Origin of the sequence: Streptomyces sichuanensis, from assembly GCF_020328095.1 — a bacterium.
In the GTDB taxonomy this organism is placed as follows: domain Bacteria; phylum Actinomycetota; class Actinomycetes; order Streptomycetales; family Streptomycetaceae; genus Streptomyces; species Streptomyces cinnamoneus.
In genome coordinates this window covers 44,345-65,009 of record NZ_JAIXMK010000051.1, presented here as the reverse complement: position 1 = coordinate 65,009, position 20,665 = coordinate 44,345, and the positions used below count along the sequence as shown (strand labels likewise).

The window sequence follows — 20,665 nt, the reverse complement described above, 5'->3', positions numbered from 1 at the left end:
AAGCGGTCGCCAAACCTTCATTCCAAGCCCTGCACGCGTCCCTCAGTAATTCGAACACCGAGAGGTACGAATGAACCGATCCCCCCGACGCCGACGTGCCAAACAGCTTCAACACCGTCTGGCTCACGACGAAGACACTAGCAGGCGCTACGAAACCTTCCGTCGTTTGAACCGATCGGGCAAGCCCGCGCTTGCCCGGTTCGTGTCCATCCCTGTCACGGGATTCCTGCTGATCTCCGGCGCCTCGGTCCACGTGCAGTTCACGCCGGAGACGTTCTCCGCGACCCTCGCCGCCCTCGGAATGGCTGGTGGCACCCACTGGCTGAATAACCGACGCCGCTCATGAGCACCGCCGGGGGCCGGCCGGGCGGGACCCGGCCGGCCCCCGGCCCGCCGTGACGAAAACCGGGATTCCGGAGAAGGTGGCCGGTTTTCCGTGATGGAAATAGTGGACCGCTCCGGCCAAATCAGCGACGGAACTTCCCCGGCTGAACCCTTTACGTGACACGAGTGACACGAGGACGGCGAGGATGAGTTTTTGCCAGTTCTGCCAGACCCCCCTCGGAACGAGCGGCGAGCCCAAGGTCGGCCGGCCGCAGAAGTACTGCAGCACCCCCTGCCGCCAAGCCGCCTACCGGATGCGCAAGAACCCGCAGAGCGCCGCCCCGGCACCGGGCACGACCGCGGCAGCGCCCCCGCCGCGGGCCCCGCTCCCCAGGCGCCGGCCCCGGATGGTGCAGGCCCCCGCCCACCCGGCCGCCCCCGCCGCCTCCACGAGCGCGGACGAGGTCCTGGTCGAGATCGTCAAGGACATCCTGGAGGAGACCAGGCAACTGCAGCGCAGTCTGCAGGCCCCGGACGCGGAGGACCCGCTGCGCAGGACCGAACAACTGCGGGCCCAGCTCGAAAGCCTCACCGCCGGCCTCGTGGGCCGCGCCCGGCACCGCCGGGTGACCTGGAGCCGCATCGGCCGGCTGCTGAACGTCAGTGAGGACACCGCGCGCCACCGCTACACCGAGGCGTTCATCCTCCGGCGGCTGAGCCAGCACATCCAGTTGCGGACGCCCTCGCCGTCCCTCAGCGCCCTCTACGGCCACATGCCCCTGGCCGAGGAATCCCCTCCGCCACCACCCGACCTGCCCGTCGACACCCCCCTCTCGGCCCGCACCCCGACGAGCCCGGCCTTCAACCGGCTCGCGCCCGTCCTGTCGATGCTGGCCCGCGCCTCGAACATGCAACTGCAGGTCCTCAGCCGTCGCGCCGGCTGCTCCGCCTCCTACCTCTCCCGCATCCTCAGCGGAGAACGCGTCCCCGCCTGGCCCCTCACCGAACGCTTCGCCATCGCCTGCGGAGCGGACCCGGCCGTCCTGCGCCAGGTGTGGGAGACCGAACGGCTGCGCGACACCGCCACGGTGGCCGCGCCGGTCGTCGTCGCGAAGCCGGGCGAGATCGTCGCCGAGCAGGGCCCGCTGCTCGGGCCCGCGCGCCTGCTGGCGGCCCTGCGGACCCTGCACGTCCGGGCCGGCCAGCCCACCGCCTACGACATCGCCGTCGCCACCCGCTGGCGCCTGTCGGCCGACCGGGTCACCGCCCTGCTCGAAGGCACCCAGCCCGCCGAATGGGACGACCTCGTGGCCCTCCTGCACGTCCTCGGCGGCCCGCTCGACTACTTCGGACCGCTCTGGGAGGCCGCCACCCAGCAACCCGACGCCCACACGCCCGGACAACAGCACCCCGCCGACCCGGTGCACCAGCCGCACCCCTCGCCCGCGACCCCCACCGACCCCGGCGGGCCCACGGACCGGGCGGCAGCCCGTACGGACCGTACGGACGACCACGACACAGCCGACGGAACAGCAGAAGCCGCCGGCGCGACGGCCGGCGACGGCGACGACCTCCACCACCTCCTCACACGCTTCAGCGGAGTCCTCAGCAGCAGCGACATCCTCGACCTCAGACGACGCGAACACCTGCGCGGCCGGATCGCCAGACGCCGCAGCACCTGCACCTGATCACGCCACCATGGCCGCACCTCCTGACACAGCGGCACCACCTCTGGGACGGTGAGGACGACGAGGCGCACCGGGAACGGACACACCGTGCCCGGCGCCGCCCCACCCCACCCCCAGGACGGAGGGACACCATGGCCGCCCCGACGGAAGACCGCCCGCGACTGCGCGTCATGACGTTCAACCTGCGCTTCGCCTCGGAGACGGGGCCGCACCCGTGGTCCGAGCGCCGCCCCGTCATGCGCCGCCTGCTGCACCGCACGGCCCCGCACCTCCTGGGCACCCAGGAGGGCCTCTACGGGCAACTGTGCGACATCGCCGATGACCTGGGGCCGCGCTACGCCTGGGTCGGCACGGGCCGGCAGGGCGGCAGCCGTGACGAGTTCACCGCCCTCTTCTACGACACCACGCGGCTGTTCCCGGAGGAGTACGACCACTTCTGGCTGTCGGACACCCCCTCCCTGATCGGCTCGGCGACCTGGGGCAACACCGTCGTCCGCATGGCCACCTGGGTCCGTTTCGCCGACCGCCGCACGGGCAGGCGGTTCCACGCCCTCAACACCCACCTCGACCACCTGAGCCAGCACGCGCGCGAGCGTTCGGCCGACCTGATCACCACCCGCCTCGGCCCCGACCCCGCCGTCCCCCGCGTGGTCACCGGCGACTTCAACGTCGCGGCCCACCGCAATCCCGTCTACGGCACCATGCTCACCAAGGGCTCGCTGACCGACACCTGGGACACCGCGGCCGAGCGGGGCCCCCAGTACGGCACGTTCCACGGCTACCGCCCCCCGGTCCCGGACGGGGACCGCATCGACTGGATCCTCGCCTCCCCCCAGGTCCGCACCCACCGGTCGGAGATCAGCACGTTCGCCGAGAACGGCACCTACCCCAGCGACCACCTCCCCGTCCAGGCCCTCCTGGAACTCTGATCAGACGGCCTGCCCGGCGGGCGCCCGCGTGTCCAGCAGGTGGGGGAGACCCAGCCGGTAGCGGGCGGCGTCCACGCGCTTCGCCGCCTCCAGCTCCGGCGGCCGGTACCCCGGGAAGAGCCGTGCCGGCTCCGCACCGGAACGGGCGGCCTCCAGCACCGCGTTGGCGGCGCGTCGTGCGGCCTCGCACGCGGTCTCCATGCAGGCGAAGTCGACGTTGCTGTACGTGCGGACGTACTCGGCGGCCAGGAACATGTTGCCGATCGCCGTCGTCGCGTCGGGCCGGTGGGCCCAGGACCCCGCGTCGTTGCGCAGGTACGGCTCGGTGTTGACGAGCTCGGCGTCGCCCCGGCCGACGGCGTCGTCGTCGCCCGCGACGGCCGGGGAGAGGTACCACGAGTGCAGGATGCCGTCCGGCAGGGCCTCGCGCCCGGTGTCCCCCAGCGACGCCTTCAGCTGGGCCCACACCTCCTGGGCGATCTCCTTGCGGGTGCACCGCCTGGCCGGCTTGCCGTGGAGCGGGCCGGGCGCGTCCCAGTCGTTGATGTCGACCGACAGGCGGTCGTGCACCTGCCCGTCGCCCCACGTCCGGGCGAAGTCCTCCCGCCAGAACTGTGCCTGGCTCACCGACGCCAGGGCCCAGGGGGCATCCGGATGCAGGACGTGTCCCCGGGCCAGGGGCGCGGGGCGGCGCAGGAAGAACTGGACGCCCTGGCACCAGGTGGTCTGCAGCAGGTCCATCGTCGCCAGCCGGGGGTCGGCCCGGCGCACGGGCTCGTCCCACAGCAGCCGGGCACGCTCCGTGGGCAGGGCCACCACGAACCAGTCCGCCTCGATGCGTACCGTGCCCGTGGGCGTACGGGCCCGCGCCGCCGCGACGGTCCCCTCGCGCAGCTCCAGGGCGTCGACCGTGTGGGCCATCGCGAAGCGCACCCCCAGCGCGCGCAGATGCCGCTCCCAGGGGTCGAACCACGCCTGGCTGGTCGGTGCGTCGAAGATCTGGACCGCAGGCGCGCCGGTTCCGCGCCGCATGAGGGACAGCAGCACGGACTCCAGGCCCTGCCCGCAGGTGCGGGTGCTCGCCAGCTCCGGCTTGAGGGCGTCGAACAGCGCCGGCGCACGGCCCCAGACCGTGGAGTACTCCCCGCAGTCGTCCTTGACGGAGAGGAAGTCGGTCCACGGGGTGTGTTCCCACTGCCCCAGGCGTCTCTCGTGGCTGCTGGTCAGCAGGACGGTCAGGCGGCGCGCGAGCGTCAGGCGCTCGCCGGGCGGCAGCCGGAGGAACTGGTCGGCGGCGCCCAGCAGCAGCCGCTGCAGGAGGTCCACGTCCAGCGGCCGGGCCTCCAGGGACAACGGGAGCGCCACGTCCTCGTGGCCGCCGGCCCGGGCCAGCCGCCACTCCGGGACCTCGACGAGGTGGTCGAGCGCCGAGCCCGCCCCGGCAGGGAGCGGAATGCGCCGGAGCGTGTCGAAGAGGTGGTGGTAGAAGCCGAACACCGCCCGGTGCCCCAGCTCACCCGGCAGGTTCCGCCGCCCGCCGCTCCCGGTGCCGGGCACCGACACGCTGCGGGCCTTGCCGCCGAGCTTCCGCTGCTCGTACACGCTCACCTCGAAGCCGCGCTCGGCGAGTTCCTGGGCCGCCGTCAGGCCGCCCACGCCCCCGCCGAGCACGGCCACCGTCCGTCCGGCCGGCCGCGCCCCGGCCACGGCGCGCTGGACGACGGCCGGCACGAGTGCCGAACCCACCGCTCCCGCACCGGCCGCCGCCCCGCACCGCAGCACGGCCCTGCGCCCGAGCCGGTCCGTCCCGGCGTTCCCCCGCCGCTCCGCCCCTGCGGGACCGGCGCCGTTCGTCCCCGCTGCCTCAGCCATGCGCGGTCCCCCCTCAGGCACGCCGACACGCTGCTGAAGTGAGGCTAGCCAGCACCAAGGGGCCCAAAGCGCCCACCGGTGGTCATGCACCCGCCCGGGTGACGCCACACCGCCCGCCGCCGTTCGTCGAGCCGCTGCTGCAGACGCCCGAGGCCGGCTCCTCGGGGAGGAGCCGGCCTCGGGGCGGCGGGAGGGGCGCGGTTCAGCCGGCGGTGGCCGTCCGCTGACGTACGTAGCCGGTCACGGCCAGGGCCAGCGCCAGCCCGCCGGTGAAGTACAGCTGCAGGCGGGTGTCGGTGTCGAGGGTCATGAGCACGAGGACCCCGACCACACCGGCGAGCGTCACCCACGTCAGGTACGGGAAGCCCCGCATCCGCACCACGAGCTTCTCGGGCGCCTCGCGTTCGAGCCGGCGGCGCAGCAGCAGCTGCGAGGCGGCGATGAAGCCCCACACCACCAGCACGACCGCGCCGACCATGTTGAGCAGCCAGGCGAAGACCGTGGTGGGCCACCAGTACGACAGGAGGACGGCGAAGAAGCCGAACGCGCAGGAGGCGAGCACCGCGCGGCGCGGCACGCCGCCCGAGACCGTGCCCAGGGCCTTGGGGCCCTGGCCGCGGGCGACGAGCGAGTAGGCCATGCGCGAGGAGCCGTAGATGTTGGCGTTCATCGCGGACAGGAGGGCGATCAGGACGACCACGTTCATGATCTGACCACCGGCGGGCACGCCGAGGCGGTCGAGGACGGCGGCGTAGGGGCCGCTCTCGGTGACGTCTCCGCTGTTCCACGGGATCAGCGTGACGATCACCAGCATGGAACCGACGTAGACGACGCCGATCCGCCACATCGTCGTCCGCACGGCCTTGGCCACGCCGCGCGCCGGGTCCTGGGACTCGGCGGCCGCGATGGTCACCGTCTCCAGGCCGCCGTAGGCGACGACGGAGGCGAGCAGTCCGGCGAGCAGGCCGTCCATGCCCCGGGGCAGGAAGCCGCCGTCGTGCAGGAGGTGCGCCGTGCCGGGCGAGTCGCTGCCGGGCAGGACGCCCAGGATCGCGAGGACGCCGAGCGCCAGGAAGAGTGCGATGGCGCCGATCTTCAGGGCGGCGAACCAGAACTCGAACTCGCCGAAGCGGGAGACCGCGCCCAGGTTGGTGACGCAGAAGAGCGCCATGAAGGCCAGCACCCACATCCAGGAGGGTGTGCCCGGGAACCAGCCCTGCACGATGTGGGCCGCGCCGATGGCCTCGATGCCCACGCCCACGACCAGGAGGGTCCAGAACATCCAGCCGGCGGTGAAGCCGGCCCACCGCCCGATCGCGCGGTCGGCGTGGACGGAGAAGGAGCCGGAGGCCGGGTTGGCCGCGGACATCTCGCCGAGCATCCGCATCACGAACATCACGAGCAGGCCGGACGCGGCGTAGGCCAGCACGATCGACGGACCGGCCGCGGCGATGCCGGCGCCGGAGCCCACGAAGAGGCCCGCGCCGATGACACCGCCGAGGGCGATCATCGAAAGGTGCCGCTGCTTGAGGCCGTTCGACAGCGGGGCGTCCTGCTGCGGGGGGCTCTCGGTGAGCGGGGGAGGAGACGGGAGTGTCCGGCTCATGGTCGTACCTGTCCATCATGCGAGATTGGGAAGCCACGAGTATGGACAAGTGGGAAGGGTCGTGGCGGGTCTGTCCGATATGCGGACGCTCGCTTCACGGAGCGTGATCACCGGGTCGGAGGGTGCGGTGCATTCGATCGTTCGTTCTATATGTGGCGTACCCTGCACCCATGGCAGTCCAGCTCCAAGGCTCACTCTTCGACGTGGCGGACGACGCCGGCCTCGCGCGCCCGCTGGGTGAGGCGCACCGGACCCCGCTCGCGCACGGCGCCTGGATCGACGTCCTGCCCGGCTGGCTGAGCGGCTCCGACATCCTCTTCGAGGCCCTGCTGACCTCGGTGCCGTGGCGCGCCGAGCGGCGGCACATGTACGACAACGTGGTCGACGTCCCCCGGCTCCTCGCCCACTACGGAGAGGCCGACGACCTGCCCCACCCCGCCCTCGCGGCGGCCCGCGACGCCCTGAGCGCGCACTACGGCGAGGAGCTCGGCGAGCCGTTCCGCACCCTCGGCCTGTGTCTCTACCGTGACGGCCGCGACAGCGTGGCCTGGCACGGCGACCGCATCGGCCGCGGCGCGCGGGAGAACACGATGGTCGCCATCCTCTCCCTCGGCCAGCCGCGCCCCCTGCTGCTGCGGCCGCGCGAGGGCGGAGCCCCGCACGTCCGCCGGCCGCTGGGACACGGCGACCTCCTCGTCATGGGCGGCACCTGTCAGCGCACCTGGGACCACTCCGTCCCCAAGACCGCCCAACCCGTCGGCCCGCGCATCAGCATCCAGTTCCGCCCCCGCGGCGTCGGATGACGCGGGGCGGCGTCACGCCGGACGGATGGAAAGGTCGTGGCGGAAGACGTCGCGCGGGTCCCACTGGGCCTTGATGCGCTGCAGCCGGGGGTAGTTGTGCTTGTAGTACAGCGTCGACCAGGGCACGCCCGAAGTGTTGAGGGCCGGGTCGGCGAAGTCGACGTCCGGGTAGTTGATGAACGAACCGTCGCTCACCGCGCCCGGTACGGGCACGCCGCCGCTGTCCGCGTAGACGTCCCGGTAGAGGTCCCGCACCCAGGCCAGGCGCGGCCCGGGCTCGGCCCGCCCCTCGTCCCAGCCGGCCAGGTAGATCGCCTTGAGGATCGAGTCCCGCTGGGCGACGGCCGTGGCGTCCGGCGCGACGGTGTTGACCTTGCCGCCGTAGGAGACCAGCCACAGCGACCCGTCGGTCTCCGCCCCCGCCTTCCCCGCCAGGTGGTCGTGCAGCACGCCGATCTGCCGGTCCGTGTACCGCTTGCGCAGGTAGGCGGACTTCGCCTTGAACGACGCGGGCGCCGTCTCCTGCACGTTCGCCGCCGCCTGGAGCCAGGGCTGGGTCTCCCGCCCCACCGTCGGCTGCGCTCCCACACCCCGGCCCACCGCGGCGACGTAGTCGTCGACCAGCCGTTCGGCGCCGGCCCCGGTGGAGTCCAGATGGCCGACCAGGCTGATGCTGCCGGCCTTGCGGCTGTTGACCATCAGAACGCTGAACAGCCCGGCGTAGGCCGAGTCCGGGGCGCTGTTCTTCTCGTACCAGCTCCCGTGGTTGCCCAGCAGCCGGGTGAAGGCGCGCCGGTCGAGGTCCTTCCACTGCCAGGAGGCGGAGAAGGAGGTGACGGAGGCCGGGGGCCTGGGCAGCAGCCGTGACGGATCGGATCCCGTGGCCGCCGGGTCGCGGAACCAGTAGCGCGTGACGACGCCGAAGTTGCCGCCCCCGCCCCCGGTGTGCGCCCACCACAGGTCCCGGTGCGGATCGTCCGGCTCCCGGGTGGCCACCACGCTGCGGGCCTTCCCGGACCGGTCCACGACCACCACCTCGACGCCGTACAGGTGGTCCACGGACAGGCCGTGCCGCCGGGACAGCATGCCGTAGCCGCCCCCCAGGACGTGCCCGCCGACACCGACCTCCGCGGTCGCCCCCGCCGGAACGGCCACGCCCCAGCCGAGGAACAGTTTGCGGTACACCTCGCCCAATAACGCGCCGGGCTCGACCGTGAACGCCCGCCGCCGCGCGTCGTAGGAGACCGAGGACATGGAGGAGAGGTCGACGAGGGCGCGGACGGACGGGTCGTCGACGAAGTTCTCGAAGCAGTGCCCGCCGCTGCGCACGGCGATGCGCCGGCCCTCGCGCACCGCCTGCTGCACCGCACCGATGACCTGCTCGGTCGAGGTCGCCACGCGTACGTAGTCGGGTTTCCCGACGAAGCGCGCGTTGGTGCCGCGTCGCGTCAGGGACGGGTAACGGGCGTCCTCGGGACCGACCGTGACCGGCTCCGGCGACGGCGCGGCACCGGCCCGGGGCGCGGCGAGCGCCGCCGGAGCCGTGAGGCCCTGCGCTGCCAGCCCCACGGCCGCCCCACCGAGCACCGCCGTCCCCGCAATGACACCGCGTCGCGTCACTTCCGACATGTTCCGCCTCTTCTTTCACTCAGCCTCTGGGAATGTCCCCTCCCACGATCGGGGCCGCTGGGGGTCGGATCATCATCCGCAGTGACCAACTGCCTCTCCGCCCAAGGAAGTACACCGGGCCGTTCCGGAGAAGGATGCGCCGGAGGGGCAGCTTCGGCATGCCCCGGGGTCAGTGGACGCCTGCCGCCGCCATCTGTTCGGCGGCCCGCAGCCGGCCCGCGGCCGCCCCGGCCGTGTCGCCGAGCCGGTCGGCGAGCCGCGCCCGGGCCTGCCAGTTGTACGGGCACACCGGGCGGAGGCTGATGCGTTCGCTCAGCAGGGTGCGCGCCACGTCGTGCCGCCCGGCGTGCACGGCTGCCTCCACCAACGTCCTCTGCACCGCGTCCCGTTGGGCGTGACTGCCGCCGAAGGCGTGAAGGCGGTAGCGGAGAGGGAGCAGCAGATCGACCACGTCGTCGTACCGCCCCTGCCCGTAGGCGACGATCGCCCGTCCCACCGGCAGCCCGACCTCGGCGGTCATCGCGACGTTGGACACCTCCGGCCCGGTGCGCTCGCTCCACGCCTGCCGGTCGAGGAGGAGACGTTCGGCGTCGGCGATGCGGTCCGCTCCGACGTAGGCCATGACGGCGTGCACGTCGTTGAAGACGTAATAGGCGCCGTCGCGCCGCGCCGCCCAGGCGTCGGCCAGCGCCGCCCAGCGGCCACCGGTGCCGGCCCCGGCGAGAGTGAGCCGCCACAGCAGCGACGCCGCGTCCAGCAACTCCATCGCCACCCCGGCCGAACCGTCGTGGTGCACGGCGGCGTCGTAGACCTCCAGCACCCGGTCGGTCCGTCCCGCCTCCAGGAGGTAGAGGGCGTAGTGCCACCAGTTGTGGACGTTCAGGTAGTTGCCCTCCGCCCAGTCGCCCGACCGCTCGTCCAGATAGCGGATCCCGTCCGCGAAGCGGCCCTGCATCTCGTAGGCGTGCACGACGGCATGGATGCCCCACACGTCGCGCGCGTTGCGTTCCACGGCCGCCAGCCCCACCTGCTCCGACTGCCCGTAGTGGCCCGCCTCCTCCAGCCCGAACGCGTACATGCCGAGCAGGAAGCCGTAGCGCGGATCGGCCTCGTCCCACGCGGACAGCGCTCCGCCGATCCGGTCGCGCAGCAGTACCGCGTTCCCCGTGAAGAAGTCGATCTGATGGCCGACGGCCAGGGCGAGCGCGTCCTGCGGGCAGACCGTGGTGACCTCGCCCAGGAGGCGGCCGGCCCGGTGGAGGTCGCCGTCCAGCCAGGAGGCGGCCGCCTCGACGTGCAGGCGCTCCCGGGGCGTCACCTCCGCAAGGTCCACGCCGCGGCGGAAGCCGGCGAACGCCGTCCGGGCCACGGCCGCGTCCGTCTCCTCCGTCCCCAGCAGCCCCAGATACGCCTGGAAGACGTTCCCCAGGACCGAGCGCGGGGAGTCGGCGAGCACCGCCCGGACCTCCGCGGTCACGTCCTCGCGGAAGAGCAGCAGACAGTCCAGCGCGTTGTCGTAGTGCCGGACCGCGTCGGTGCCGGTGTACGTCATCGCCTGAGCGTGCCGGTCGCGTCCCACCCGGTTCCTCCCGCCCGGCCGCCGTGCCCGGCACGGCGGCCCCCGTCAGTCGTGCCTGCATGCCTGCCCCGCCGTGCCCCGCCGGATGCACGCGGCACCGGGCCGCCGGGCCGTCCCGGTCAGCCTTCCGCCCGGTGGGTGACGGGAGCCTCGGTACGGTCCCCGAGGAACTCGTACCACCGGCGGCGCAGACACACGTACCGCGTATCGGCCTCGACGAGGCCGAGGAACGCCGAGACGGTCTCCTCCAGGCGCTGCTGCAGCCCGGCATCGGCCAGCAGCCCGTCATCGGTGAAGCCCTCGTGCGCCCGGGCGAGGCTGAACATGTCCGGGTAGACGCGGGTGCCGAGGTGCTCCAGGGGGATCCGCAGCGCCCACAGCCCCCGGTTGCCGCCCACGAGCGACGGGGAGGCGGACAGGAGCAGCGCGTGCTTGGTCTTGAACGGCTGCGGCTGGACGCGGGAGACCCAGTCGATCGCGTTCTTCAGCACGCCGGGCACGGAGGCGTTGTACTCGGGGGAGGAGATCACGACCGCGTCGCTCGTCTCCACCCGGGCGTGCAGCGCGAGAGCGCCCTCGGGCAGGCCGCCGGCGGCCTCCGCGTCGCCGTCGTACGGCGGCATGTCGAACTCGCGCATGGTGGCGAGGTCGACGGTGGCGTCCGATTCCCTGATCAGACGGGCCACCAGCGAGGCGAGGCGGGCGTTGGTCGACCCGGCCCTCAGTGCGGCACCGAAGACGAGGACCCGCAGCGGACCGGGCCGGGCGTCCGTGGCCATGGGACAGTCCTTCCGGAGGGCGGGCACGTGCCTCGCGACGTGCCCTGCCGACCAGTGTGATTGTGCAGCGATCACCGCGCGACGGGGCTGGGCCTTCCGGGCTAGCGCCGGGAGGCGAGCGATTTGGCGGAGGGCGGGGATCTCCGTGTAAAGTTGTCCGTGTCGCCGGGGGAACCGGGCGAAAAACTCAACAAGGGGCTATAGCTCAGTTGGTAGAGCGCCTGCATGGCATGCAGGAGGTCAGGAGTTCAATTCTCCTTAGCTCCACAGTGACGAAGAGGCCGCCGGGAATGGCGGCCTCTTCGTCGTCTTTTCCGTGGTCTTTTCCCTCGTCTTTTCGTCGTCACGACCGTTCGCAGGGCAGCAGCCGCAGCGCGCTGAGCGCCACGGCGAGGTCGGCGACCGCGCGCGGATCCTGCAGGGAGCGTCCGGTCAGCTCCTCCAGCCGGCGCAGCCGGTAGCGGACGGTGTTGCGGTGGCAGTACAACAGCCGCGCGGCCTCGGCCGCCGAGCCGGCGGCCGCGAACCAGCACTCCAAGGTCTCCAGCAGCCGTGTCCGTTCGGCGGCCGGCAGCCGCAGCACCCGTGCGAAGACCACCCGGGCCACGCGCCCGGCCTCGTCCGGGGACGCCGCCACCAGCAGGGCGACCGGCCTGTCGTCGAAGCGGGCCACGCCCCCTGCCCGCTCCGGCAGTCCGGCCAGGGCCAGGCGCGCGAGGCGGAGCGCCCGGGGGGTGTCCTGCAACGCGCGGTACGACGGGCTGACACCGACCCGGGAGCGGGCGGCCCGGCCGAGGACGCGCAGGGCCGCCTCCTCGCCGCCCGGCCCCGGGACGGCGACCACGCCGACCTGGAGGTCGGGCAGCAGCCGCCACGCCGAGCGCGCCTGCTCGGCCAGCAGCCGGGACTCGATGCCGGGCAGCGCCTCCCGGCCCGGGGCGGGGACGTCGGCCGCCACCACGACGAACGGGCCCGCCGCCGGCAGGCCGAGGACCTGGGCCGTCTCCCACACGGTGGTGCGGTCGCTGAGCAGCCCCGTGAACAGGGCCTCGACCAGGGCGGAACGTTCCCGCTCGCGCTGCAGCACGAGCTCGGAGGCCGCCTCGCGATAGGCGTCGCCGGCCGCGGCCGCCAGCCCCTCGTTCACCCACCACGTGGCCAGCGACGCGATCGTGTCGACGGTGACGCCGTCGGTGTCCCGGACCGCGGCGGCCAGCTCCGACCACAAGAACTCGGAGCCGACGCGGTAGGCGTGCAGGAGGTCGGCCAGCGGGGCGCCCCGGCGGGCGTGCTCACGGCCCGTGTCCCGGGCTGGTGCCAGGTCGGCCCCGCGGCCGTCGACGAGCTGCCCGAGGACCAGCTCGGCATTGCCCCGGCAGGAAGCGTGCAACTCCTCGGAGGGGACGCGCTCCTCGCTGCCGTAGTAGGCCACTTCGGCCCGGATGCGGCGAGCCATGCGGCCGCCCAGTTCCGGTGCGCGGGCCAGGAGCAGGGCTGCTGCGGGAGCGACCTCGGTGGGGGGAGGGGGAGTGCGGCTCATGACGCGCAGGTTACAAACACGGTGCGATGCGGAGCGACGTTGTGCCCGGGGACAACGGGCCCCCGCCTTTGCTGTGCCCCCGTACATGGCCCGGGAAGCGGAACGCCACGACGATACCTGCAACGTTACCGGCCGGTTTCGAAACGCCCTCGCCCCTGCTCCCACCCCAGGAGGAACCGTGCCCAGAGCCGCAAAGCCCCGCACCGTCCCCACCGGCACCGCGAGCACCCCGACGCCCCGGCACACCGGGAGCCCCCGGACGTGGCCGTACGCCGTGGCCGGCTGCACCCTCCTCGCCACCTCCCTCACGACGGTGGCCACCCCCGCCCACGCCGCCGCCCCCGGCCCCTCCTACGTCGCGCTCGGCGACTCCTACGCCGCCGGGGCCGGGATCCCGGCGCTGTCGGGAGGGCTGTGCCTGCGCTCGGACCGCAACTACGGCCGCCTCATCGCCGCGAGCATCAACCCGGCCTCGTACAAGGACGTGACGTGTGCCGCGGCGAAGGTGAGCGCACTCACCGCGCGGCAGACCGACGCCGGGATCCCCGTCAACGGCCCCCAGCTCGACTCCGTCGGCGCCGACACCGGGCTCGTCACCCTCACCCTCGGCGGCAACAACCTCGGCACCTCGGACCTCGGCTTCGTGGACGTCGTGGCCACGTGTTCCGCCCTGGCCCTGACCAACCCCTTCGGCGCCCCCTGCCGGAACTTCTACAAGGACACCCTCCGCAAGCGGCTGGACTCCGTCGCCCCGCAGCTCGCCGACCGCCTCCGGCGGATCCACGGCAAGGCGCCGCGCGCCAAGGTGCTCGTCGTCGGCTATCCGTCGGTGGTGCCCGACGACCCGAAGACGTGCCTGGGGAAGATGCCCATCACGACCGGCGACATCGCCTACCTGCGCACCGTGCTCGCCGACCTCAACACCATGCTGGCCAAGGCCGCCGCGGCCCACGACGCGACCTACGTCGACACGCTCACCCCGACCACGGGACACGACCCCTGCTCGTCCGCCCCCTGGGTCGAGGGCCTGATCCCGGGCTCCCCGACGCTGCCGCTGCACCCCAACGCCGCGGGGGAGCGCGTCAGGGCGGACGCGGTGCTGAAGGCGCTCCGCCCCTGACCCCCGCCCCCAGCCTCCACGGACCTCGCCCCCGCCGACCCTCCAGCCGTCCGGCCCGAACCCTGCGGGCCGGGCGGCTGCCCGCCGACTGCGCACCCGCCACGCGCACCCCACGCCCACCGCTCCCGCGCCGCACCCGCACCCCGAAAAGGACATGCGTCCTTCCGCGGGCTGCCGTTAGCCTGAGCGCATGTCCACGCCCCGAGTCTCCTAGCCGAGGACCCGCTTCCACGCCAGAAGTGTGTCCTTTTGCTTTCTCGGAGCGTCATTCCATGATTACCGTTCGTGGTGTCGAGGTGCGCGCGGGTGCCCGCCTGCTGCTGTCCGACATCTCCTTCACCGTGTCCCCCGGCGACCGGATCGGCCTGGTCGGCCGGAACGGCGCCGGCAAGACCACCCTGCTGACCGCCCTGGCCGGCCGGGCCAGGCCCGCCGCCGGGACGATCACGGCCACCGGCCCCGTCGGCTTCCTGGCCCAGGACTCCCGCCCGGCCGACCCGTCCCTCAGCGTCACCGACCGGATCCTCTCCGCCCGGGGCCTGGACCGTGCCCTGCGCGCACTGCGCGCCGCCGAGTCCGCGATGGCCGACGCCGCCGGTCCGGCGGCGCTGGAGCGGGCCATGAACGCCTACGCACGCGCGGAAGCCGCCTTCCAGGCCGGCGGCGGATACGCGGCCGAGGCCGAGGCCGCCCGTGTCGCGGCCGGCCTCGGGCTGCCCCCGCGCGTGATGACCGAACCCGTCGGCACCCTCTCCGGCGGCCAGCGGCGCCGCGCGGAACTCGCCCGCATCCTGTTCGCCGGGCACGAGGGCACCCTCCTGCTCGACGAGCCGACCAACCACCTGGACGCCGACTCGACCGCCTGGCTGCGCACGTTCCTGCAAAGCCACCAGGGCGGTCTCGTCGTGATCAGCCATGACACCGCCCTGCTGGCCGGCACCGTCAACCGCGTCTTCCACCTCGACCCGCAGCGCGCCACCGTCGACGTCCACAACACCGGCTGGTCCGCGTACCTCGCCCGGCGCGAGGCGGACGAGCGGCGCCGCACCCGGGAACGGGCCGGCGCCGAACGCAAGGCCGCCTCCCTCCACGCGCAGGCCGACAAGATGCGCGCACGGGTGGCCACCGCGACCGTGGCCAAGAACATGGCGCGCCGCGCCGACCGCATGCTCGCGGACCTCGAACCCGCCCGCCGTGCGGAGAAGGTCGCGCGCATCCGGCTGCCCGAGCCCGCCCCGTGCGGGCGGACGCCGCTGGGCGCGGTCGCCCTGGGCAAGTCCTACGGCGGCCACCGGGTCCTCGACGGCGTCGACCTGGCCGTCGACCGGGGCAGCCGCCTGGTCGTCCTCGGCCTCAACGGCGCCGGGAAGACCACGCTGCTGCGCATCCTGGCCGGCGAGGAGCGGCCGGATCGCGGACGGGTGGTGCACGGGCACGGCCTGCGGCTCGGCTACTTCGCCCAGGAGCACGACACCCTCGACCCCGCCCGCACCGTACGCGAGAACCTGGCCGTGGCCGCGCCCCACCTGACGGACGGTGAGGCACGGCGCGTGCTGGGCGCGTTCCTGTTCGGAGGGGACGACGCCGACAAGCGGGCCGGGGTGCTCTCCGGCGGGGAGAAGACCCGCCTGGCCCTGGCAGGGCTGGTCCACTCCGGGGCGAACGTGCTCCTGCTCGACGAGCCGACCAACAACCTCGACCCCGCCTCGCGCGGCGAAGTCCTCGCCGCCGTGGGCTCGTACCCGGGGGCGATCGTCATGGTCACCCACGACGAGGGCGCCGTCGACGCCCTGCGCCCCGACCGCGTCCTGCTCCTGCCGGACGGGGACGAGGACCTGTGGAGCGAGGAGTACCGGGGGCTGGTCACCCTGGCCTGACCGACGTCCCCGGCCGTCCCGATCCTCGACGATCTCGCCTGCGCCGTCGGCCTCTACGCTCTGGGGCATGACGAACCAGTACGCGATCGTGACCACGACCACCGACTCCGAGGACAAGGCCCGGGCGCTGGCCGCCGGTGTGGTCGACGGCGGTCTGGCCGCCTGCGCGCAGCTCTATCCGATCGCTTCGGTCTACCGGTGGGAAGGCAAGGTCGAGTCGGGGCGGGAATGGCGGCTCGACTTCAAGACCCGTACCGCTCTGGTGGACGAACTGACGGCGTTCGTCGTCGCCCGGCACGACTACGACACCCCGGAGGTCGTCGTCGTGCCGGTGACCGGGGGACACACCGCGTACCTGGACTGGGTGGCGGAGGAGACACGGGCCTGACCGGCGAACCGGCGGACGGGCAGACGGGCGGACGGGCAGACGGGCGGACGGGCAGGCGGACGGAGGCGGCGCGCCCGGTCAGTGGCGGCCGGTCACCCGCATGGGCAGGGTGCGGGGGCACAGGACGCTGCGTGCGGCCGGCTGGACGGACGCGCCCGGGACCGGGCGGAGCCGCCACCGGGAGGCGAGGGAGGCCAGGGCCAGGGACGCCTCGGTGAGGGCGAAGGACTCGCCGATGCACTTGGTGGCTCCCGCACCGAAGGGGAAGAAGTCGGTGGCGGGGACGGGGCACCGGCCGGACACCGGGTCCGGCCGCCACCGTTCGGGACGGAAGCGGTCCGGCTCCGGGTAGGTGCCGGCCCGCCTGTGCAGGATGTACGGGCTGAAGAGCACCGTGCTGCCGGCGGGCAGGGTGCGCCCGGCCAGCTCGGTCGCGCGCGTGACCGTCCGGGGGAGGGCCCACGCCGGCGGGTAGAGGCGGAGCGCCTCCCTGACGACGCGGTCCGTATGAACCAGCCGGGGGAGGTCCTGCCAGGTGGCGACGGCGCCGCCCAGGACGGCGCCGGCCTCGGCGAGGAGCTCCTCCTCGGCCGTGGGGTGAGCGCCCAGCAGGTGCCAGCTCCAGGCCAGGGCGGCCGAGGTGGTCTCCGCCCCGGCGAGCACCAGGACGGCAATCTGGTCGGCCAGTTCCCGTTCGCTCATGCCGCTCTGCTCGTCGTCGCGGGCTTCGAGGAGCGAGGACAGCAGGTCCGGCGGCCCGCTCTGCCGTTGGCGGCCGTCCGCCACGACGCCGCCGACGTAGGCCCGCCACTGCGCCAGAGCGCGGGTGAAGCGGCGATTGGCCGGCGTGGGCAGGGCGGTGGTGAACGGCAGCAGGACCCGCGTGTAGGAACCGCGCAGGAACACGTCGAGGCAGTGCCGCAGCCCGGCGGCCGTGGACTCGTCCACGCGGGACGAGAAGAGGGTGCGCACGGCGATCGAGGTGGTGAGGGCGAACATGGCGTCGACCACGTCGACGACCTGCCCCGGTCGCCAGCGGTCCGCCAGGGCCGCGATCTCCTCCTGCATGACGGCCGCGTAGCGGCTCAGCCGGTCGCGCCGGAAGGCCGGCTGCATCAGCAGACGCTGCCTGCGGTGGTCCGTATGGGCACAGGTCGCCAAGCCGTTGCCCATGTCCGTGCGGATCCGGTCGTAGATGGGGCCCGTGCGGTCGAAGGTGCGTCCGTCGGCCAGCGCGCGCCGGGCCAGGTCCGGGTGGCACAGGACGTGGACGTTCTGCACGGCGAGCCTGATCTCCACCAGGTCGCCGTGGGCCGGCAAGGACCCGAGGAAGCGCAGGGGATCCCTGCCGAACCGGAACAGATGGCCGACCAGCGGCCAGGAACCCGGCGCCAGGGCCGGCCGCAGAGGCGCGCTGTCGAGAGGAAGCATGGGCTCCTGGGTACCTCCGGGGCGTAGGGGGCAACGGTTCGTTCTTGCGCTGTGTCTGTTTGTTGTCCGTTTCCCGCCACGCGGCGTCGGCAACCACGGATTCCGTCCGATACCGGCGTTCGATTCCATGCCGAAGATCGGCTAATATTTCTCCCGCGCCGCTAGCTCAGTTGGTCAGAGCAGCTGACTCTTAATCAGCGGGTCCGGGGTTCGAGTCCCTGGCGGCGCACGGAAGACTCAGGCCCCCACCGTTCATGCGGTGGGGGCCTGAGTCGTGGGGCTGCCATCCACAGTCTGCCGTCTGTCGTCTGCCGTCTGCCGTCTGCCGTCTGCCTCCGCCGTTCGACGGGCCCGGGTGGGGCGGCTCCCGCGCGTTGCGCTGCGGGCCGGGCTAGCCTCAAGGACATGAGCCCTGTCGTTTCCCGCTACACCGTTGTCCTGAAACCGCAGCTCGCCGACGCCGAGGCCCACCCCCGCCACGGCTCCCCGCTCCGCGCGGCAACCGTCGAGGCCACCGGCGAGCTCGGGGTGTCCGGGTTCCCCCGCTACGCTGGCGAGGGCATCGAGGCGGAGATCGACCCCGAGACACGGGCCGTCGAGGCCGTGACGGTCGACGGGGACGAGCTGCCGTACGGATGGGTCGCGCAGGTGGCCGACGACGAGCGCTGACTCCGGGGGCGGGGGAGGGGGAGGACATGCCGGCGGGTGTTCTGAAGGTCTTACGGGACCGGGACGTGGGCCTCTACTTGGGCGGTGTCCTGGTCTCCGCGTTCGGCAGCACGGCCATGCTGCTGGTCTGTGGCATGTGGGTGAAGGACCTCACGGGATCGAGTGCTCTGGCCGGCCTGACGCCCTTCTTCGCCTGGTTACCGACCCTCTTCGGGCCCGTTCTCGGCGTCCTGGCGGACCGCATGCGCCGCCTTCCGCTGCTGATCAGGGCGAACGCGGGCATGGCGCTGCTGCTCCCGGTGCTGCTCGCCGTCCGTTCGGGAGGCTGGATCTGGCTGCTGTTCGCCGTCCTCGTGGTGTACGGGGCGGCCGGCGCGGTGGCCGACGCCGCGGAGGCGGGGGTGGTCGCCGCCGGCGTTCCCGCCGAGCTGCGCGGCGACTTCAATGGCCTGCGCATGTCGGCCAACGAGGGCATGAAGCTCGTCGCACCCCTGGTGGGTGCCGCGCTGTTCGCCCGCTACGGCGGTGCGCCCGTGGTCCTCGTCGACGCCGCGACCTTCGCCCTCGCCGCCGTCGCCTTCGCGCTCATGTGCGTACGGGAACCGGATCCGGCCCGCGGCTCGCGGCCGCGGGTCGCCGAGGGGATCCGGTTCCTGCGCGGCAGTGCGGGCCTGCGCAGGCTGGTGGCCGCCGGCGGGGTGACGATGACGCTGTCCGGTCTGAGCGGCTCGGCCGTCTACGCGGTGGTCGATGCGGGACTGCACCGCTCGCCGGCCTTCGCGGGGGTGCTCTACACCGTGCAGGGCGTCGGATCGCTGCTCGCGGGGCTCGTGGCGGGCCCGCTGCTGCGACGCCTGCCCGAACGATTCTTTGCGGGTGCGGGCATCGCCGTGTTCGCGGTGGGCGTGGTGCTGCGCGCGGTGCCGTGGCCGGCGGCGGTCCTCACCGGCAGCGGGCTGATCGGCCTCGGCCTCCCGTGCGTCCTGGTGGCGGCGTTGACGGCGGTTCAGCGCGAGGCGCCGGCCGACCTCGTCGGCCGTGTGGCCGGAACCGCGAACACCCTCGTCTTCGCCCCGCTCACCTTGTCGATTCCGGTGGGCGCCGGGCTCGTCGCGCTCGTCGACCACCGGATGCTGCTGGTGGGGACGGGCGCGGCGGGTGTGACGACGGCGTTGTGGTGCGCGCTGGCGGGGCGCCGCACGCGCCGGCCGGAAGCGGGAACGGAACCCGTCCCCGTGCCGACCGGGACGTCGGGTTCCGGCGGCTGACCGGAACTGCGGGCGCCCGTACGCCGGGCCGTCGCGGGCGCGTACTGCGTGCAGAAGTACGGCTTTCCGTCCGGTAGTATTTCTTTCGCGCCGCTAGCTCAGTTGGTCAGAGCAGCTGACTCTTAATCAGCGGGTCCGGGGTTCGAGTCCCTGGCGGCGCACAAGAAGACGGAGGGCTCCCACCCGTGCGGTGGGGGCCCTCCGTTTTGCCTTCCGGAATCCATGGGATGTCCCGCCGTCTTCCCGACCTGACGGACGGGGGCGGGATCGAGGCAGGGCGGCTTCTCCTGCCCTGCCGCACTGTCCGGACCGGATCGGCAGCCTCCACCCTTACCTCTGGGCTCACCCTTCTCATAAATGGGCCATGGATCCACTCCGTTGGGGAGGGTGTTTCCCGCGGGGCCGGCCGCCGGGCGAAGAACGACCGGAAGGGCCATTACGCGGCCGGGAGCGGGCTGCCACTGTTCGCCAGTGTGGCTGTTCCGCAGGAATCAGAGGCCCTCTGGAGGCACCATGACCACCGCTTCGGGTTCACGAGTCGCCGTGATCTCACGTGATGCGCAGCCGGCCGGGAGTTCCATCGTGGTCTCGGCGCGGATCTCCGTCTCCATCGACGAGCCCGAGGCCGTCGTGGACCTGAGCAGCGCATTGCGGCGGCTCGTCGCCGGAGCGGGTGCGGCGGAAGGCACCCTGCACGTCTATTGCGGCCACACCACGTGCGGCCTCGTCATCAACGAAGTCGATCCGGGGCTCGACTCGGACATGAGCAAGGTGCTCGAACGACTCGCCCCGCACAGCGGACACCACTACTACGCCCACGACAAATTGCGCACGGCCGACGAGCGACTGCTTCACGGCGCCGAACGGGACAACGGCCATTCGCACGCCCGCGCCTGGATAGCGACCCATCCCGAACTGAACATTCCGATCACGTCGGGCGCGCTGTATCTGGGCCGGTGGCAGGCGGTGATGCTGGCCGAATTCGACGGCCCGCGCGTCCGTGAGCTCCTGGTCCGCGTCCATACGGCCGTCGTGCCGATCGCGTCGGTGCTCGCACCGCACACCCGCTGAGGCCCGGGTCGGGCCTTCCTCCGGCCGGGCGCTGCACGAGGCGGGGCTTCCTCCGCCGCACCGTCACGGCCGGTGCCGTCAGCGGCCGGGGC

Annotated in this window: 16 protein-coding genes and 3 tRNA genes; 12 read left to right on the top strand and 7 right to left on the bottom strand. The window is 73.1% G+C overall.

Annotated features, from left to right (window positions below; genetic code table 11):
- Nucleotides 1–530 precede the first annotated feature (530 nt).
- The gene (locus LE181_RS16870) at nt 531–2,012 is read left to right on the top strand and encodes a helix-turn-helix domain-containing protein (RefSeq protein WP_225662113.1); all 1,482 of its coding nucleotides are present in this window, start codon (nt 531–533) and stop codon (nt 2,010–2,012) included.
- 131 nt (nt 2,013–2,143) lie between these two features.
- On the top strand, nt 2,144–2,941 hold the full coding sequence (locus tag LE181_RS16865; RefSeq protein WP_225662112.1) for an endonuclease/exonuclease/phosphatase family protein: 798 nt from the start codon (nt 2,144–2,146) through the stop codon (nt 2,939–2,941).
- Here the strand turns inward: LE181_RS16865 and LE181_RS16860 are convergent, their stop codons facing one another.
- Nucleotides 2,942–4,813 carry a hydroxysqualene dehydroxylase gene (locus tag LE181_RS16860; protein ID WP_225662111.1) on the bottom strand — a complete coding sequence of 624 codons (1,872 nt, stop codon included), beginning with the start codon at nt 4,811–4,813 and terminating at the stop codon, nt 2,942–2,944.
- Nucleotides 4,814–5,015: 202 nt separating this feature from the next.
- Nucleotides 5,016–6,419 carry an amino acid permease gene (locus LE181_RS16855; protein WP_225662110.1) on the bottom strand — a complete coding sequence of 468 codons (1,404 nt, stop codon included), beginning with the start codon at nt 6,417–6,419 and terminating at the stop codon, nt 5,016–5,018.
- Nucleotides 6,420–6,589: 170 nt separating this feature from the next.
- Between LE181_RS16855 and LE181_RS16850 the strand changes: the two genes are divergently transcribed.
- Entirely contained in the window at nt 6,590–7,222 is a 633-nt protein-coding gene (locus tag LE181_RS16850; RefSeq protein ID WP_225662109.1) for an alpha-ketoglutarate-dependent dioxygenase AlkB, read from the top strand.
- Between the two features lie 12 nt (nt 7,223–7,234).
- Here the strand turns inward: LE181_RS16850 and LE181_RS16845 are convergent, their stop codons facing one another.
- From LE181_RS16845 to LE181_RS16835, 3 genes are all read right to left on the bottom strand, one after another.
- A complete protein-coding gene (locus LE181_RS16845; RefSeq protein WP_225662108.1) occupies nt 7,235–8,851 on the bottom strand; it encodes an FAD-binding oxidoreductase in 1,617 nt (538 codons plus the stop codon).
- A 169-nt stretch (nt 8,852–9,020) separates the two neighbouring features.
- On the bottom strand, nt 9,021–10,403 hold the full coding sequence (locus tag LE181_RS16840; RefSeq protein WP_225662107.1) for a tetratricopeptide repeat protein: 1,383 nt from the start codon (nt 10,401–10,403) through the stop codon (nt 9,021–9,023).
- 146 nt (nt 10,404–10,549) lie between these two features.
- Nucleotides 10,550–11,209 carry an NADPH-dependent FMN reductase gene (locus tag LE181_RS16835; RefSeq protein ID WP_225662106.1) on the bottom strand — a complete coding sequence of 220 codons (660 nt, stop codon included), beginning with the start codon at nt 11,207–11,209 and terminating at the stop codon, nt 10,550–10,552.
- A 194-nt stretch (nt 11,210–11,403) separates the two neighbouring features.
- Here LE181_RS16835 and LE181_RS16830 point away from each other — a divergent pair.
- Nucleotides 11,404–11,476: transfer RNA gene (locus LE181_RS16830), tRNA-Ala, on the top strand.
- A 76-nt stretch (nt 11,477–11,552) separates the two neighbouring features.
- Here LE181_RS16830 and LE181_RS16825 read toward each other — a convergent pair.
- A complete protein-coding gene (locus LE181_RS16825) occupies nt 11,553–12,749 on the bottom strand; it encodes a PucR family transcriptional regulator (RefSeq protein WP_225662105.1) in 1,197 nt (398 codons plus the stop codon).
- Between the two features lie 178 nt (nt 12,750–12,927).
- Between LE181_RS16825 and LE181_RS16820 the strand changes: the two genes are divergently transcribed.
- The 3 genes from LE181_RS16820 to cutA all read left to right on the top strand — a co-directional run bounded on the left by LE181_RS16820 (nt 12,928) and on the right by cutA (nt 16,134).
- Nucleotides 12,928–13,869 (top strand): SGNH/GDSL hydrolase family protein, encoded by a 942-nt coding sequence (locus tag LE181_RS16820; protein WP_225662104.1) that lies wholly within the window; start codon nt 12,928–12,930, stop codon nt 13,867–13,869.
- A 272-nt stretch (nt 13,870–14,141) separates the two neighbouring features.
- On the top strand, nt 14,142–15,746 hold the full coding sequence (locus LE181_RS16815) for an ABC-F family ATP-binding cassette domain-containing protein (RefSeq protein ID WP_225662103.1): 1,605 nt from the start codon (nt 14,142–14,144) through the stop codon (nt 15,744–15,746).
- Between the two features lie 67 nt (nt 15,747–15,813).
- Nucleotides 15,814–16,134 (top strand): divalent-cation tolerance protein CutA, encoded by a 321-nt coding sequence (gene cutA, locus LE181_RS16810; RefSeq protein WP_225662102.1) that lies wholly within the window; start codon nt 15,814–15,816, stop codon nt 16,132–16,134.
- 78 nt (nt 16,135–16,212) lie between these two features.
- Here cutA and LE181_RS16805 read toward each other — a convergent pair whose 3' ends face one another.
- Complete coding sequence (locus tag LE181_RS16805) at nt 16,213–17,565, bottom strand: cytochrome P450 (RefSeq protein ID WP_225662101.1); 1,353 nt, start codon at nt 17,563–17,565, stop codon at nt 16,213–16,215.
- A gap of 155 nt (nt 17,566–17,720) precedes the next feature.
- Here LE181_RS16805 and LE181_RS16800 point away from each other — a divergent pair.
- The 5 genes from LE181_RS16800 (at nt 17,721) to LE181_RS16780 (ending at nt 20,573) form a co-directional block, all read left to right on the top strand.
- Nucleotides 17,721–17,794, top strand: a tRNA-Lys gene (locus LE181_RS16800).
- Nucleotides 17,795–17,970: 176 nt separating this feature from the next.
- A complete protein-coding gene (locus tag LE181_RS16795; RefSeq protein WP_225662100.1) occupies nt 17,971–18,234 on the top strand; it encodes a hypothetical protein in 264 nt (87 codons plus the stop codon).
- A gap of 26 nt (nt 18,235–18,260) precedes the next feature.
- Nucleotides 18,261–19,502 carry an MFS transporter gene (locus LE181_RS16790; protein WP_225662099.1) on the top strand — a complete coding sequence of 414 codons (1,242 nt, stop codon included), beginning with the start codon at nt 18,261–18,263 and terminating at the stop codon, nt 19,500–19,502.
- A gap of 87 nt (nt 19,503–19,589) precedes the next feature.
- Nucleotides 19,590–19,663: transfer RNA gene (locus LE181_RS16785), tRNA-Lys, on the top strand.
- A 352-nt stretch (nt 19,664–20,015) separates the two neighbouring features.
- Nucleotides 20,016–20,573, top strand: a complete 558-nt coding sequence (locus LE181_RS16780) for a secondary thiamine-phosphate synthase enzyme YjbQ (RefSeq protein WP_225662098.1) — start codon at nt 20,016–20,018, stop codon at nt 20,571–20,573.
- The last annotated feature ends 92 nt before the right edge of the window (nt 20,574–20,665 follow it).

What these genes read in the sequence shown, in the direction of transcription:
- LE181_RS16795 (WP_225662100.1), top strand. Translation starts at nt 17,971, where the DNA reads ATGAGCCCTGTCGTTTCCCGCTACACCGTTGTCCTGAAACCGCAGCTC.
- LE181_RS16815 (WP_225662103.1), top strand. Translation starts at nt 14,142, where the DNA reads ATGATTACCGTTCGTGGTGTCGAGGTGCGCGCGGGTGCCCGCCTGCTG.
- cutA (WP_225662102.1), top strand. Translation starts at nt 15,814, where the DNA reads ATGACGAACCAGTACGCGATCGTGACCACGACCACCGACTCCGAGGAC.
- LE181_RS16855 (WP_225662110.1), bottom strand. Translation starts at nt 6,419, where the DNA reads ATGAGCCGGACACTCCCGTCTCCTCCCCCGCTCACCGAGAGCCCCCCG.
- LE181_RS16840 (WP_225662107.1), bottom strand. Translation starts at nt 10,403, where the DNA reads ATGACGTACACCGGCACCGACGCGGTCCGGCACTACGACAACGCGCTG.
- LE181_RS16835 (WP_225662106.1), bottom strand. Translation starts at nt 11,209, where the DNA reads ATGGCCACGGACGCCCGGCCCGGTCCGCTGCGGGTCCTCGTCTTCGGT.
- LE181_RS16825 (WP_225662105.1), bottom strand. Translation starts at nt 12,749, where the DNA reads ATGAGCCGCACTCCCCCTCCCCCCACCGAGGTCGCTCCCGCAGCAGCC.
- LE181_RS16850 (WP_225662109.1), top strand. Translation starts at nt 6,590, where the DNA reads ATGGCAGTCCAGCTCCAAGGCTCACTCTTCGACGTGGCGGACGACGCC.
- LE181_RS16845 (WP_225662108.1), bottom strand. Translation starts at nt 8,851, where the DNA reads ATGTCGGAAGTGACGCGACGCGGTGTCATTGCGGGGACGGCGGTGCTC.
- LE181_RS16790 (WP_225662099.1), top strand. Translation starts at nt 18,261, where the DNA reads ATGCCGGCGGGTGTTCTGAAGGTCTTACGGGACCGGGACGTGGGCCTC.
- LE181_RS16865 (WP_225662112.1), top strand. Translation starts at nt 2,144, where the DNA reads ATGGCCGCCCCGACGGAAGACCGCCCGCGACTGCGCGTCATGACGTTC.
- LE181_RS16780 (WP_225662098.1), top strand. Translation starts at nt 20,016, where the DNA reads ATGACCACCGCTTCGGGTTCACGAGTCGCCGTGATCTCACGTGATGCG.
- LE181_RS16860 (WP_225662111.1), bottom strand. Translation starts at nt 4,813, where the DNA reads ATGGCTGAGGCAGCGGGGACGAACGGCGCCGGTCCCGCAGGGGCGGAG.
- LE181_RS16870 (WP_225662113.1), top strand. Translation starts at nt 531, where the DNA reads ATGAGTTTTTGCCAGTTCTGCCAGACCCCCCTCGGAACGAGCGGCGAG.
- LE181_RS16805 (WP_225662101.1), bottom strand. Translation starts at nt 17,565, where the DNA reads ATGCTTCCTCTCGACAGCGCGCCTCTGCGGCCGGCCCTGGCGCCGGGT.